The 12,753-nt window shown below is 62.3% G+C and carries 9 protein-coding genes and 2 pseudogenes; 7 read left to right on the top strand and 4 right to left on the bottom strand.

Annotation, left to right across the window (positions count from 1 at the left end; all coding sequences use genetic code 11):
• Window positions 1-300 precede the first annotated feature (300 nt).
• The 6 genes and pseudogenes from ACAD63_RS12995 to ACAD63_RS12970 all read left to right on the top strand — a co-directional run bounded on the left by ACAD63_RS12995 (window position 301) and on the right by ACAD63_RS12970 (window position 6,311).
• Window positions 301-717 (top strand): plasmid fertility inhibition factor family protein, encoded by a 417-nt coding sequence (locus ACAD63_RS12995; protein WP_195432277.1) that lies wholly within the window; start codon window positions 301-303, stop codon window positions 715-717.
• Between the two features lie 126 nt (window positions 718-843).
• Window positions 844-3,384: pseudogene (locus ACAD63_RS12990) on the top strand (Tn3 family transposase); the annotation flags it as partial.
• Window positions 3,385-3,407: 23 nt separating this feature from the next.
• Entirely contained in the window at window positions 3,408-3,941 is a 534-nt protein-coding gene (locus tag ACAD63_RS12985; protein ID WP_434032786.1) for a LysR substrate-binding domain-containing protein, read from the top strand.
• Between the two features lie 86 nt (window positions 3,942-4,027).
• A pseudogene (locus ACAD63_RS12980) lies at window positions 4,028-4,105 on the top strand (MoaF-related domain-containing protein); the annotation flags it as partial.
• A 167-nt stretch (window positions 4,106-4,272) separates the two neighbouring features.
• On the top strand, window positions 4,273-5,079 hold the full coding sequence (gene dkgB / locus ACAD63_RS12975; RefSeq protein ID WP_135705209.1) for a 2,5-didehydrogluconate reductase DkgB: 807 nt from the start codon (window positions 4,273-4,275) through the stop codon (window positions 5,077-5,079).
• 116 nt (window positions 5,080-5,195) lie between these two features.
• Window positions 5,196-6,311, top strand: coding sequence for an alkene reductase (locus ACAD63_RS12970; protein ID WP_195432281.1), 1,116 nt, complete (start codon window positions 5,196-5,198; stop codon window positions 6,309-6,311).
• Between the two features lie 69 nt (window positions 6,312-6,380).
• Here the strand turns inward: ACAD63_RS12970 and ACAD63_RS12965 are convergent, their stop codons facing one another.
• Both ACAD63_RS12965 and ACAD63_RS12960 read right to left on the bottom strand, forming a co-directional pair.
• Window positions 6,381-7,877 (bottom strand): CoA-acylating methylmalonate-semialdehyde dehydrogenase, encoded by a 1,497-nt coding sequence (locus ACAD63_RS12965; RefSeq protein ID WP_195432283.1) that lies wholly within the window; start codon window positions 7,875-7,877, stop codon window positions 6,381-6,383.
• A gap of 54 nt (window positions 7,878-7,931) precedes the next feature.
• Window positions 7,932-9,215 (bottom strand): aspartate aminotransferase family protein, encoded by a 1,284-nt coding sequence (locus ACAD63_RS12960; protein WP_135706270.1) that lies wholly within the window; start codon window positions 9,213-9,215, stop codon window positions 7,932-7,934.
• A 164-nt stretch (window positions 9,216-9,379) separates the two neighbouring features.
• Here ACAD63_RS12960 and ACAD63_RS12955 point away from each other — a divergent pair, with 164 nt between their 5' ends.
• Window positions 9,380-10,294 (top strand): LysR family transcriptional regulator, encoded by a 915-nt coding sequence (locus ACAD63_RS12955; RefSeq protein ID WP_135705212.1) that lies wholly within the window; start codon window positions 9,380-9,382, stop codon window positions 10,292-10,294.
• Between the two features lie 248 nt (window positions 10,295-10,542).
• Here the strand turns inward: ACAD63_RS12955 and ACAD63_RS12950 are convergent, their stop codons facing one another.
• A complete protein-coding gene (locus ACAD63_RS12950) occupies window positions 10,543-12,339 on the bottom strand; it encodes a sigma-54-dependent Fis family transcriptional regulator (RefSeq protein WP_240745995.1) in 1,797 nt (598 codons plus the stop codon).
• A 269-nt stretch (window positions 12,340-12,608) separates the two neighbouring features.
• Window positions 12,609-12,746, bottom strand: coding sequence for a hypothetical protein (locus ACAD63_RS12945; protein ID WP_434032785.1), 138 nt, complete (start codon window positions 12,744-12,746; stop codon window positions 12,609-12,611).
• Window positions 12,747-12,753: the final 7 nt, after the last annotated feature.

Genomic DNA, 12,753 nt, shown 5'->3' with positions numbered 1-12,753 from the left:
CATCCCTCCGCGCAACTATCATGCAAGAACCTGTTCTCGAAAGACGAAGCGGTCGTGCAAGAAGCACGGTATCGGCTCCGGCAGTTCCCCACCGGTTGCCGGACGCGACCGTACAAGCCCAGCCCCTTGGCGGCCCACAAGCCTCGCTGGACATCGGGACGGATACGAGCAGCGCCGTGCCGGCCCTCTTGTTCCGCCTGCCTAGCACGAGCGCGGGCGAAATTGTTCTGCGGCTGGCGGGGCCAAGCCCCTTCCCAGGATGCCGCCCGCGCCGTCGTGTTCGTCGAGGCTTCTCGGTTCATGACGCTTTGGCAACAAGAGCCGGGATTCCAGTATCGGCAATTCCTGGAAGAGCCTCCATTTACTTGGCTCGCCGACCCAAAACTCACAGAAGCCGCCGCGCAATGCCGTGACTCTGCACGGATGCCGATCCCACTTCCGCAGGTTCAATGCCTGCGCCATATGGCAGAGCGCGTGCAGGATGTTCGGCGCCTGCGACGGCGCCCACAGGATCTGCAAGGGGCGCAGACCTATCGGTTTGCCGTGGTCGACAAGGGCGCCCACCACCTGATCTGGATGCTGGCGCAAGGTGTCCCGGTGTTTCCCGTCGAGTGCGATGTGACGCAAGCTTTCCGCCTCCACCAGGCCGCTGGCCTCCCGGGTACCGAACCCTCGACGATGCCGGAGTTGATGCAGCGCTATCGCTCTGCAGGCTGATTCGACGCCTTGCGCGGAGCGTACGCGGGGGCCACGTCCAAATATCCAATTGTTAAAAGAAACGGCGCCGTCTCTCGAGCGACTCTTCCGCTACAGTGGCCGGCCCATTGGAGATCTCAGTCCGGCATGGCCAACGTAGAACGCACCGCCTATCCGCGCTTTCCCAAGGTCTTTTCGACAGCGGAATTGCAGGCCTGCTATACGCCGGACGTCGAGGAACTGGTGTGGGGGCGACGCAATGCGCGGGGGGAGTCCACGCGACTCGGCCTACTGGTGCTGCTGAAGGTTTGGGATGCACCACTTCCCCAATCTTGATTCCATTCCCACGGCCATCATCGAGCACGTCCGGGTTAGCGCAGGCATCGGCACGGAGGTCGACTTTGGCTACGACAGAGCCAGATCTCCTGCATTGTTTCGGCGCTACGCCACCATTCGCGAGTTTCTTGGCATCCAGTCCTACTACGGCACCGACGCCAATGAAGTCGCCGTGCGTGCGGCACGGGAGGCGGCCGAGGTCGTGGATCAGCCGGTGGACATCATCAATGCCACCATCGACACCCTGATCCAGCAGCAGGTCGAATTGCCGTCGTTCTCGACGCTGGATTCGGAGCAAGTCCATGCGCGCACGCAAACAGCTCTGTTCCGGCGCGTCGCGCGACGCCTGACGGATGATGACAAGGCCCAGCTGGACCGCCTGCTCAATCGGGAATTCAATCAGCGCCAGACGGCATACAACACCATCAAGCGCTACGCATTGCGGCCGTCGCGCAAGCACATCTCCTTGCTGATCGAACATCTCACTTGGCTCGAAGGCTTTGGGGACTACGCCCGCGCGCTGGAAGAAGTGCCGACCACGAAGCTGCGCTCCCTGTCATCGCAAGCGATGAGCCTGGACGCGGCCAACCTGAAGGAAATCCTGCCCGAGCGTCGCTATACCCTGTTCGTGGCACTGCTGCATCAAATGCGCGTACGGGCCCGCGACGATCTGGCCGAGATGTTCATCCGTCGTATGGGGGCGATCCACAAACGGGCCAAGGAAGAGCTTGCGCTGATCCAGGCGCGGCAGCGCGAGCAGATGGAAAGCCTCGTGGATCTGCTCGACGGCGTGGTCAACATTGTGGACGATCACAAGGAAGATGCCACACTGGGCGCCCGGGTACGCCAGTATCTGGCGCCGACAGGCAGTCTCGAGCCCTTGCGCGAGAGTTGTGCGGAGGTGCGAGCCTACAGCGGCAAGAACCACCTGCCGTTGCTGTGGCGGCATTTCAAGGCGCACCGGGCCGTCCTGCTGCGCCTGGCGCACGCCCTGGCATGGGGATCGACCACGCAATCGCAGACCTTGCTGACGGCGTTGGAAACGAGTGTTCGAGAACGAGTCGCTGCACCGGGAGTGGGTTGCCGTCGACGTTGACCTCAGCTTTTCCTCGGAACGCTGGCGCAAGCTGGTGCGCCGTCCGATCGAACTGGGCGCCCCGACCAATCGTCGCTATCTCGAGCTCTGCGTCCTGTCCTATATGGCCAAGGAATTGCGCAGCGGCGATCTGTGCGTGACCGGCTCCGACGCATTTGCGGACTACCGCGATCACCTGCTGCCATGGCGCGAGTGCGAACACCGCTTGCCGAGCTACTGCGAGAAGTTCGGCATGCCCGCCAGCAGCGCCGGCTTCGTGGCCCAGCTGCGTCAGAGGCTTGCGGACACGGCTCGTCAACTGGATGAGCGGTTCCCCGAGAAGTCCGAGCATGTGATCATCAACAAAGCGGGCGAGCTGGTGGTGCGCCGCACCGCGGCCACCATCGTCCCGGAAAGCGCAGTCGCGCTGCAGAAAGCGCTGATGAAGCGCATGCCGGTGCGCAACCTGCTGGACGTGCTGGCCAATATCGAACACTGGACACATTTCACGCGGCATTTCGGCCCGCTCAGTGGTAGCGACCCCAAGATTCGTAACGCTGCCGAGCGCTACTTGCTGACCGTCTTCGCGATGGGCTGTAATCTCGGGCCGACCCAGGCGGCGCGCCATATGGGCGACAAAGTCACGCCACACATGATGTCGTTCGTCAACCGGCGGCACTTGAGCCTCGAGCGGCTGGAGACCGCACAGCGGGAGCTGATCGAGCTCTATCTACGACTGGACCTGCCCAAGCACTGGGGCGATTGCAAGACGGTGGCGGCCGATGGCACCCAGTACGATTTCTACGACAACAATCTGCTGGCCTGGCTACCACCACCGGTACCGCAAGATGGGCGCGGTGGCCTACCGGCACGTAGCGGACAATTACATTGCGGTCTTCCGGCATTTCATCCCGCCAGGCATCTGGGAGGCGATCTACGTCATCGAGGGACTTCTCAAGGCAGGCCTGAGCGTCGAGGCGGATACCGTCCACGCCGACACCCAGGGCCAGTCGGCGGCGGTGTTTGCCTTCACCCACCTGCTGGGCATCAAGCTGATGCCGCGCATCCGGAACTGGCAGGATCTCAAGCTATACCGAGTGGATTCCGAGACGAAGTACCAGCACATCGACACGCTGTTCACCGAAACGGTCAACTGGGATCTCATCGAACGACATTGGCAGGACCTGATGCAGCTCACGCTGTCAATCCAGGCTGGCGCGCTGTCCTCGCCCTTGCTGCTGCGCCGGTTCGGCGCGGCCAGCCCGAAGAATCGCTTGTCGTTGGATTGCCCGCGGCAGGAATGACAACGCCAGCGCCGGCGCGGTGGCGATCTGCAGCGAGCCGCGCTGCATGTCGCGGATCTCCAGTGCCGTCTGCGCAATCCGGTCGATCCCCACCAGCGAGCGCTGCACCTCGTCGAACAGCGCCTGCGCCGGCCGGGCACCCGCTGGCCGGCAAGGAAGTGATCCGGCCCCAGGACCTGGCGGGGGAGAGCTTTGTCTCCCATCCGCGCGTGCTGGATTCCCGGCTGCAGATCGATGCGCTGTTCGCTTCCTACGGCATCGAGTGCAAGGTGCAGGTGGAAACGCAGGTGTCCTGGAGCATCTGCGCATTCGTGGAGGAGGGGCTGGGCGTGGCGCTGATCGATCCGATCACCGCGCACGAGTACAAGGGCACCGGCGTCTGCTTCCGGATGTTCGAACCGTTGCTGACGACGGACTTTTCCGTGCTGTTTTCGGCGCAGCGGTCGCCGTCGATATTGCTCAAGGCGTTCGTCACCCACACGCGCGCCTTCGCGCTGGCCCGGCTGGATCCGCGCTTTGTGGTGGCTTAGGCCGTGGGCCGCGCGGCAATCCTGAAATTCGGCAAGGTCATTGCTCCGTCCAGTTCGGCGTCCCTCGCGCGGGGCTCCCGCTGCCGAGCAGTACTTCGCGTTCGTTCTTTACCGCGCCGTCGCTGGACTTCTACCGGCTCGAAGGCAGCCTGCGCGCCCTCTGAACGGCGCCCTTGACCGGATTCGAATCCGTTCCGGGCGGCATCAATACGGGCGGCATCAATACTTGATTTGAAATCAAATATTTTTGTCCAGTAACGGCGTTTATTTCATCAGTTTCCACCGGCAGAATCTCCTCCAGATCAAACCGGTCCCTTCCAAGGAGCACACCATGCGCAATATTCCCGCTTTCGGCCTCGGCACGTTCCGCCTGCAAGGCCAGGTTGTCATCGACTCGGTCCGCAACGGCCTCGAACTCGGCTACCGCGCAATCGACACCGCCCAGATCTATGGCAACGAAGCGGACGTGGGCGAGGCGATCGCCGCCTCCGGCGTGCGCCGCGACGACCTGTTCCTGACGACGAAGATCTGGGTCGACAACTACGCACAGGACAAGCTCGTGCCCAGCCTCGAGGAAAGCCTGGCGAAGCTGCGCACGGACTACGTCGACCTGACCCTGATCCACTGGCCGGCGCCCGGCAACGGCGTGCCGCTCGAGGCCTACATGACCGCGCTCGCCGAGGCGAAGGAAAAAGGCCTGACGCGGCAGATCGGCATCTCGAACTTCAACATCGAACTGACAAAGCAGGCGATCGCCGCGGTCGGCAAGGACGCGATCGCGACCAACCAGATCGAGCTGAGCCCCTATCTGCAGGGCCGCAAGCTGGTGGACTTCCTGCAGCAAGAGGGTATCCACGTCACGTCTTACATGACGCTGGCGTACGGCAAGGTGCTTGGCGACCCGGTGATCGGCGCGATCGCGCAGCGGCACCAGGCGACGCCGGCCCAGGTCGTGCTGGCCTGGGCGCTGCAGCTCGGCTACTCGGTGATCCCGTCGTCCACCAGGCGCGAGAACCTCGCCAGCAACCTGCTCGCGCAGACGCTGCACCTGAGCGACGACGACATGGCGCAGATCGCCGCGCTCGAGCGCAACGGCCGCGAAGTCAGTCCCGACGGCCTCGCGCCGCAATGGGACTGAACGCGCAGCGACCGTTTTTCGTTCCGTCTCTCCTCGTCTCTCTTCGTCTATCTTCGTCCCGTCTTTCCTCGATCCCTCCGCGGCCCGCAGGCCGCGGATCCGATAGCACACGCACCATGACCCAGGATCCGCTGTTTCAATCGCTTCAACTCGGCGGGCTGACGCTGCCGAACCGCATCGTGATGCCGCCGATGACGCGCTCGCGCGCCAGCCAGCCCGGCGACGAGGCCAATGCGCTGATGGCCGCGTACTACGCGCAGCGCGCGGGCGCCGGCCTGATCGTCAGCGAAGGCACCTACATCGCGCCGCTCGGCAAGGGCTATGCATGGACGCCCGGCATCCACACGCCCGCGCAGGTGGCCGGATGGCGCAAGGTGACCGATGCCGTGCACGCCGCCGGCGGCCACATCTTCGCGCAGCTCTGGCATGTGGGCCGGCTGAGCCACGCGAGCCTGCTTGGCGGGCAACAGCCCGTGTCGTCGTCGCCGATCCAGGCGCAGGGCGTAAACGTGTTCATCGCCGGCGAGGACGGCAGCACGCCCGGCTTCGTCCAGGCCTCCGCGCCGCGCGCGCTGACCGTCGACGAGATCCGCGAAGTCGTGGACCAGTACCGCGCCGCCGCGCGCAACGCCATCGAGGCGGGTTTTGACGGCGTCGAGCTGCATGGCGCGAACGGTTACCTGGTGAACCAGTTCATCGACTCGAATGCCAACACGCGCACCGACGCCTACGGCGGGTCGCTGGAGAACCGCTTGCGTTTCCTTGGCGAAGTCGCGCAGGCGCTGGTCGAAGGCACGGGCGACGCGTCGCGCGTCGGTATCCGCCTCGCGCCGCTGACCACGCTGAACGGCTGCGTCGACGACGATCCGGAAACGACATACCTTGCCGCGGCCAGGCTGCTTGGTGATCTCGGTGTCGGCTACCTCCACATTGCGGAAGCGGACTGGGACGATGCGCCGCTGATGCCGGCGGCATTCAAGCGCAAGCTGCGTGAAGCGTTCCCCGGCGTGCTGATCTATGCCGGCAAGTACACCGCGGAACGCGCGCGCGAAGCGATCGCGGCGGGCTGGGCCGACCTGGTCGCCTTCGGCCGTCCGTTCGTCGCGAACCCGGACCTGCCCGAGCGCCTGCGCGTTGGCGCGCCGCTCGCGCAGCATGACCGCGGCACGCTCTTCGGTGGCGGTGCGCAAGGGCTGACCGACTACCCCACGCTGGCCGAAAACGCAGCCTGAACGAGACCCGGAGTTCGATGGTGAAGGCGAAACCTTGGCTTTCCGGCCCCGGCTCCGCCTCCTCCGAGCCTAGCCGTTGCTCGGAAAAGCGAACTGCGCCTTCTCGGTGACCTCGCGCTTTGGCCAGCGCTGGGTGATTGCCTTGCGACGGGTGTAGAAGCGCACACCATCCGGACCGTAGGCATGCAGGTCGCCAAACAGTGAACGCTTCCAGCCACCGAAGCTGTGGTAGGCCACGGGCACCGGCAGCGGTACATTGACACCAACCATGCCAACTTCGATTTCGTCGCAGAAGGTGCGAGCCGATTCGCCATCGCGCGTAAAGATGCACGTGCCATTGCCATATTCGTGAGCGTTGATGAGCTGCATCGCATCCTTCAGGCTTTTGACACGCACGATGCACAGTACCGGCCCAAAGATTTCATCCTTGTAGATGGTCATGTCTGTGCTGACGTTGTCGAACAGCGTGCCGCCCACGAAGTAGCCGTCCTCGTGGCCAGCTACCGTGAAGCCGCGACCATCGACCAGCAGCTTGGCGCCGGCGGCTTCACCCGCCGCAATGTATCCGGTCACGCGCTCGAGCGCTGCGGACGTGACTAGCGGCCCCATATCCAGTCCACACGAGGTACCCGGGCCAATTTTCAAGGCCTGGATTGCGGGAACAACCTTCTCGATGAGAGCGTCGGCAATCTTGTCGCCAACACATACGGCAACCGAAATGGCCATGCAGCGTTCGCCGCAAGAGCCGTATGCAGCGCCCATCAAGGCGTTGACGGCGCTGTCCAGGTCAGCGTCTGGCATAAAGACCGCATGGTTCTTTGCGCCGCCCAGGGCCTGTACACGCTTGCCGCGCTTCGTGCCTTCCGCATAGATGTACTCCGCAATTGGCGTGGACCCGACAAAGCTCAGCGCTTTCACGTCGGGATGTTCGATCAACGCATCGACAGCTTCCTTGTCTCCGTTAACCACATTAAGGACACCTTTGGGCAAGCCGGCTTGATAGAACAGTTCGGCAATCATGAGCGTCGAGCTGGGGTCACGCTCCGACGGCTTCAGGACAAAGGTGTTACCGCAGGCGATGGCGAGCGGGTACATCCACAGCGGCACCATCGCCGGGAAGTTGAACGGCGTGACGCCGGCGACTACGCCCAGCGGCTGGAATTCGCTCCAGGCGTCGATGTTCGGACCTACGTTGCGGGTGTACTCGCCCTTCAGTAGTTCGGGAGCGGCGCACGCGTATTCCACGTTCTCGATGCCGCGCTTCAGTTCGCCGGCGGCATCTTCGATGGTCTTGCCGTGTTCCTTGCTGATGAGTTCGACGATGGCCCTTTCATGTTCCTCCAGCAACTGTTTGAAGCGGAACAGCACCTGCGCCCGCTTGGCCGGGGGCGTATTGCGCCATGCCGGGAATGCAGCCTTGGCAGTCAGGATGGCGTGTCTCACGGTAGCGGAATCCGCCAGGACAAGCTGGCCGGTGACTTCGCCGGTGGAGGGGTTGTAGACCGGCGAGGGGCGGCCTTCGCCTACGACACGCTCGCCATTAATGAAATGCGGGATGGTGTTCATACTGAATCCAGGAAAACAAGGGTAGTTGCTGGAAGGGCAGGTGGCCGAACGGCCTTAAGCGAGCGTCCCGATGACAACGCCAACGGCGTCGAACATGGTGTCAAGCTCGCTGGTGGTGGTGTTGAAAGCCGGTCCGAACTGGAGCGTGTCGCCGCCGAAGCGTACGTAGAATCCCTTCTTCCACAGCGCGAGACCAGCCTCGAACGGGCGTATGGTTGCGTCACCGTCGCGCGGGGCCAGTTGGATGGCTCCGGCCAGGCCACAGTTGCGGATGTCCACGACATGCTTTGTGCCCCGTATGCCGTGGATGGCCTGCTCGAAATGGGGAGCCAGCTCGGCGGCTTGCTGAATCAGGTTTTCACGTTTCAGCACGTCCAGCGTCGCCAGGCCGGCGGCGCATGCTACTGGGTGGGCTGAGTACGTGTAGCCGTGCGCGAACTCGACGGCATGTTGCGGCGCCGCCTGGTTCATGAACGTCTCGTAGATTTCGCTCGACGCGATGACCGCGCCCATGGGAATTGCTCCATTGGTCAGCTGCTTTGCGACATTCATCAGGTCGGGGGTGACGCCGAAGAATTCGGCGCCAGTCGGTTCACCCATGCGGCCGAAGCCCGTGATCACTTCATCGAAGATCAACAGGATGCCGTGCTGGTCGCAGATTTCGCGCAGGCGCTGGAGGTATCCCAGGGGCGGAACAATGACGCCGGCCGAACCCGACATCGGCTCGACAATAACCGCTGCGATGTTCGACGCGTCGTGCAGTTCGATGAGTTTCAGCAGTTCATTGGCGAGCGCCACGCCGCCGGTCTCGGCCTGGCCTTTGGTGAACGTGCAATCGGGCTGCAGCGTGTGCGGGAGGTGGTCAACGTCCATCAGCTGGCCAAACGTCTTGCGGTTTCCACCGATGCCGCCCAGGCTCGTGCCGGCGACGTTCACACCGTGATAGCCGCGGGCACGACCAATGAGCTTGGTCTTTGCCGGTTGGCCTTTGAGCCTCCAGTATGCGCGGGCCATTTTTACAGCCGTATCCGCACATTCCGAGCCGGAGTTGGTGTAGAAGACGTGCTTCAGGTTGCCAGGCATCATGTCAACGATGCGCTCGGCCAGCGTGAACGACAGCGGGTGGCCAAACTGGAACGCAGGCGCGTAGTCCAGAGTTCCCAACTGGCTTGCCACCGCTTCCTGGATCTCCTTCCGGCTATGGCCGGCACCACATGTCCATAGACCCGACAATCCGTCGAAGACCTTGCGCCCATCGGCGTCAATCAGATAGCGCCCCTCAGCCGCGACAATCAGACGCGGGTCCTGACGGAAATTGCGGTTCGCGCTGAACGGCATCCAGTGAGCGCTGAGATTGAGCTCGTTCTTGTTCCTGAGGGCGTAGGCGGCGGAGGGGTTCAAGGCGGCTTCCTTTGGAGAGGGTCTACGGCCTCGAGTGTGGTACGTTATTTGGGTGAGTAAAATACAATTATTCTCACGATTACATATTGAATTACTCACCTATGAAAAGGCTGCCGCTCTCACAGGTCACGGACTTCGACCTGCGCCTGCTTCGGGTCTTCCGCACCGTTGCAGAAGTAGGAAGCTTTACTGCGGCTGAAAGTGCTCTCGGAATCACGAGATCCGCGATTAGCCTTCACATGAGTGACCTGGAGAAGCGGCTGGGTGTCAGGTTGTGCCAGCGGGGGCGAGCGGGATTCGCGCTAACGGACGAAGGACGCGAAGTACTTCGGGCGGGGGAGGCGGTGCTTTCTGCCATCGAAGGCTTCCGTACAGAGGTGAATCAGCTCCACCAAAGCCTCAGGGGTGAACTCAATATCGGGCTGATGAACAACCTGGTGACGCAGCCGAAGATGCGGATCACCGACGCCTTGAAAGGAATTCGGCGCCAGAGCGAGGGCGTGCGCATCAACATCAGCATGAGTACGCCTGGCGAGATCGAGCGGGGCTTGCTGGATGGCCGTCTCCACATCGGCGCGTTGCCGATGCTCACTACGCTCTCGACACTGGACTACATTCCGCTGTACGAAGAACGCTCACAGCTCTATTGCAGCCGAAATCATCGATTGTTTCCGTCTGGGAAGAAGTTGTCGGTGGCTGACCTGCGAGAGGTAGCTGCCGTGGCGCCGAGCTACCGTATCAGTGCTGAGGCCATGCAATTGCACCAGAAGTTGAGTTGCGCGGCGACGGCGACGGACCGCGAAGGTATAGCTTTCCTGATTCTCACCGGCGAGTACATTGGCTTTCTGCCAGACCATTTCGCGGCGACTTGGGTGGAAAAGGGCATGCTCATACCTCTGGTGACCAAAGAGATGCACTTTGAAGTGACGCTTGGCGTCGCGACGCGGAAGGGCCGAAGAAAAAATCTGATTATGGACCGATTTCTGGACATCCTGATTCAGGATAGCGCCCGCTGATCGAGAAACCTTGCAGGCTGCAGTAGTCCGAGGTCGCCGAGCGTGTAAGCGTGATCCCGATGACGACCAGGGCCCAGTTTGAGAAGGCCCAGGAAAGCTTCGACGCGGCGCGCCGCCTCGGGCTCGTTCCGGCCGTTGGGGGGCGTGTGGCACAGGGCCCGGGGATGGAGAAGGGCTGGTTCATCGAGCCGACCGGCCTGTAGCGAAGACCCGGTTCCCCGTCAGAGAGCTTGAGCTAAGCTCCAAGATCAACCTGAACTGCCGGACTGAGCCCGAATCTCGGCTAGCTTGACATACAAAGTACTTCGGGAAATGCCCAGTGTCCGCGCTGCCATAGAGATGTTTCCGTGGGCGTTCGCGAGCGCGTCGAGTATCGCTTGTCTTTCGACTTCCTCAAGTCGGCGGAATGAAACCGGCTTTGACGACGGGGCAGGTACGGAAAGGGAGGCGTTTGTCGTTTGCTGGATGTTCGGGGGAAGCAGAGAGGCATCGATGACGTCGTCGTCGCTGAGCGCGAACATCATCTCGAAGACGTTCTGCAATTCGCGTATGTTACCCGGCCAGCGATGACCAAGTAGCGCCTGGCGCACGGCCGGTTCAAGCTGCTTGGGCGCACAGCCATACTTGTGCGCGAGTTTGACGTTGAGATGCTTGATGATTGCATCGATATCCCCGGGCCTATCGCGCAGCGGGGGGAGAGCCAGGCTCACTACGCAGAGACGGTGGAACAAGTCTTCGCGGAAGCGGCCGGCGGTAATCTCCTTTTGCAGATCACGGTTCGTAGCGGCAACTATGCGGACCGAAACGCGCCGCTCGCGGGTGTCACCCAAGCGAACCACAACGCCATCCTGCAGCACGCGCAACAGGTGAGGCTGCATATCAAGTGGCAACTCGCCGACCTCGTCCAGGAAGAGGGTGCCCCCGTCAGCTTGCTCAAACTTCCCGGGAAGGCCACCTCGACGGGCACCTGTGAAAGCGCCATCGGAATAGCCAAAAAGTTCGCTGGCCAAGAGCTCACGCGTAAATGCGCCGCAATTGACAGCAATGAAAGGGCCGTCGGGATGGTTGCCAGCCCGATGCAGTGCTCGGGCAAAGAGTTCTTTCCCCGCGCCAGTTTCGCCAAGAAGCAGTACCGGCAGATCGAGCGGCGCGATCCGGCGCGCGCGCGCCTTGGTCGCCTTCAGCACCTCGCTTTCGCCTACGATGTCGCCAAACACATCGTTTCCTGCTGTCGTTGTCCCGACTGGGGCCCCGGGCAATATAGCGGCTCGATTCTGGCGAGTCACGAGGGGAAGCACCAGCACCGTACCGAGCATGCCGGCATGATCCTTCACAGGGTGCAGCCATTCAGGACGCAGCCATTCCGGACGTTGGCAGTACCGGTCGACATCCGACAGTGCGAGGTTCAGTCCTGGCACCTGGCTGCCAACTTCAGAGGGCAGCCGCACGTCATAGCTCTCGCGCGCCACCTGCGCATTTCCATTCGTACGAACAATGCGCCCACGGCTGTCGACAAGCACAACGTAGTCGCTGGCGTAACGGATGAAATAATCAATGGCTCGAGTCAGCAGCCGCTCGTGAAGAGCAACGTCTCGGCGGGCTAGTTCGCTGACGATCTGGCTGGCAGCAGTCATCACCAGGCCCAAGGTGTGGCCATGGAAGGTTTCCTTGACGCCGGAAACATCCACGACCCCTAACAGGGTGCGACTGAAGGGGTCAAGAATGGGAGCCGCAGCGCAGGTCCAACGCTTGACGTCCAGACAAAAATGCTCGTCGGCATGGATCTGGACAGGAGCCGCCGTGGCGATCGCGGTTCCGATGGCATTGGTGCCAATGACTTCCTCATTCCAGCAGCCACCGGTGGCCAGGTTGATTCCCTCGCCAACGCTGCGAGCCCTGGTTTCGCCCTTGAGATGGAGAACCGTTCCGCTCGGGTCGCAAAGCATGATGAGCGTGCCGCATTCCCGTAGGATATCCCGCAGGCTCTCAAGCGCCGGAAGCGCAGCGTCACAGAGCTCCCGGTTCTGTCGCTGCAACTGGCGCACTCGTTCGGCCGCTGCCCCCGGTGCGGAGTGCCGAGCAGGGTCGACGGCCTCCGAACGACACCGCTGCCATGAGGCGAGGACGACGCTGCGCACACCCGCCCCTTCCAGGGACTGATCCTGCACAAAACGCTCCCAGGCGGAAGCCACGACGGGCTCGTCGCCGATACGGGGGATCAGGGTGCCGCAACGAGAAAACGGCATAGGACGGTCGCTCTCAATTGACTGGGATAACCGTATCCGCGAGACACCGCCAAGTCAATAATCTCTTTTCAAATCAAATATTTGTGCTTTGCAGCATGAAAATCGCAAGGTGTCCGATTTCCGGCCATCGCAGCAATTGGTGTCCGGAAACCGGACAGCGTCGGCAGCGACAAGGCGGCAAAGGCGTACACGAGGGCCTGCGCCAAGTATCTA

The sequence above is a fragment of the Cupriavidus sp. a3 genome (genome assembly GCF_051015765.1).
GTDB classification, from domain to species: domain Bacteria; phylum Pseudomonadota; class Gammaproteobacteria; order Burkholderiales; family Burkholderiaceae; genus Cupriavidus; species Cupriavidus oxalaticus_A.
Note: the sequence above shows the minus strand (reverse complement) of the source record. Positions and strands in the feature narration are given on the sequence as shown.

Excerpts from the sequence above, each read along its gene's own strand:
- ACAD63_RS12995 (WP_195432277.1), top strand. The coding sequence starts at position 301 with ATGACGCTTTGGCAACAAGAGCCGGGATTCCAGTATCGGCAATTCCTG.
- ACAD63_RS12985 (WP_434032786.1), top strand. The coding sequence starts at position 3,408 with ATGACAACGCCAGCGCCGGCGCGGTGGCGATCTGCAGCGAGCCGCGCT.
- dkgB (WP_135705209.1), top strand. The coding sequence starts at position 4,273 with ATGCGCAATATTCCCGCTTTCGGCCTCGGCACGTTCCGCCTGCAAGGC.
- ACAD63_RS12970 (WP_195432281.1), top strand. The coding sequence starts at position 5,196 with ATGACCCAGGATCCGCTGTTTCAATCGCTTCAACTCGGCGGGCTGACG.
- ACAD63_RS12965 (WP_195432283.1), bottom strand. The coding sequence starts at position 7,877 with ATGAACACCATCCCGCATTTCATTAATGGCGAGCGTGTCGTAGGCGAA.
- ACAD63_RS12960 (WP_135706270.1), bottom strand. The coding sequence starts at position 9,215 with ATGCCGTTCAGCGCGAACCGCAATTTCCGTCAGGACCCGCGTCTGATT.
- ACAD63_RS12955 (WP_135705212.1), top strand. The coding sequence starts at position 9,380 with ATGAAAAGGCTGCCGCTCTCACAGGTCACGGACTTCGACCTGCGCCTG.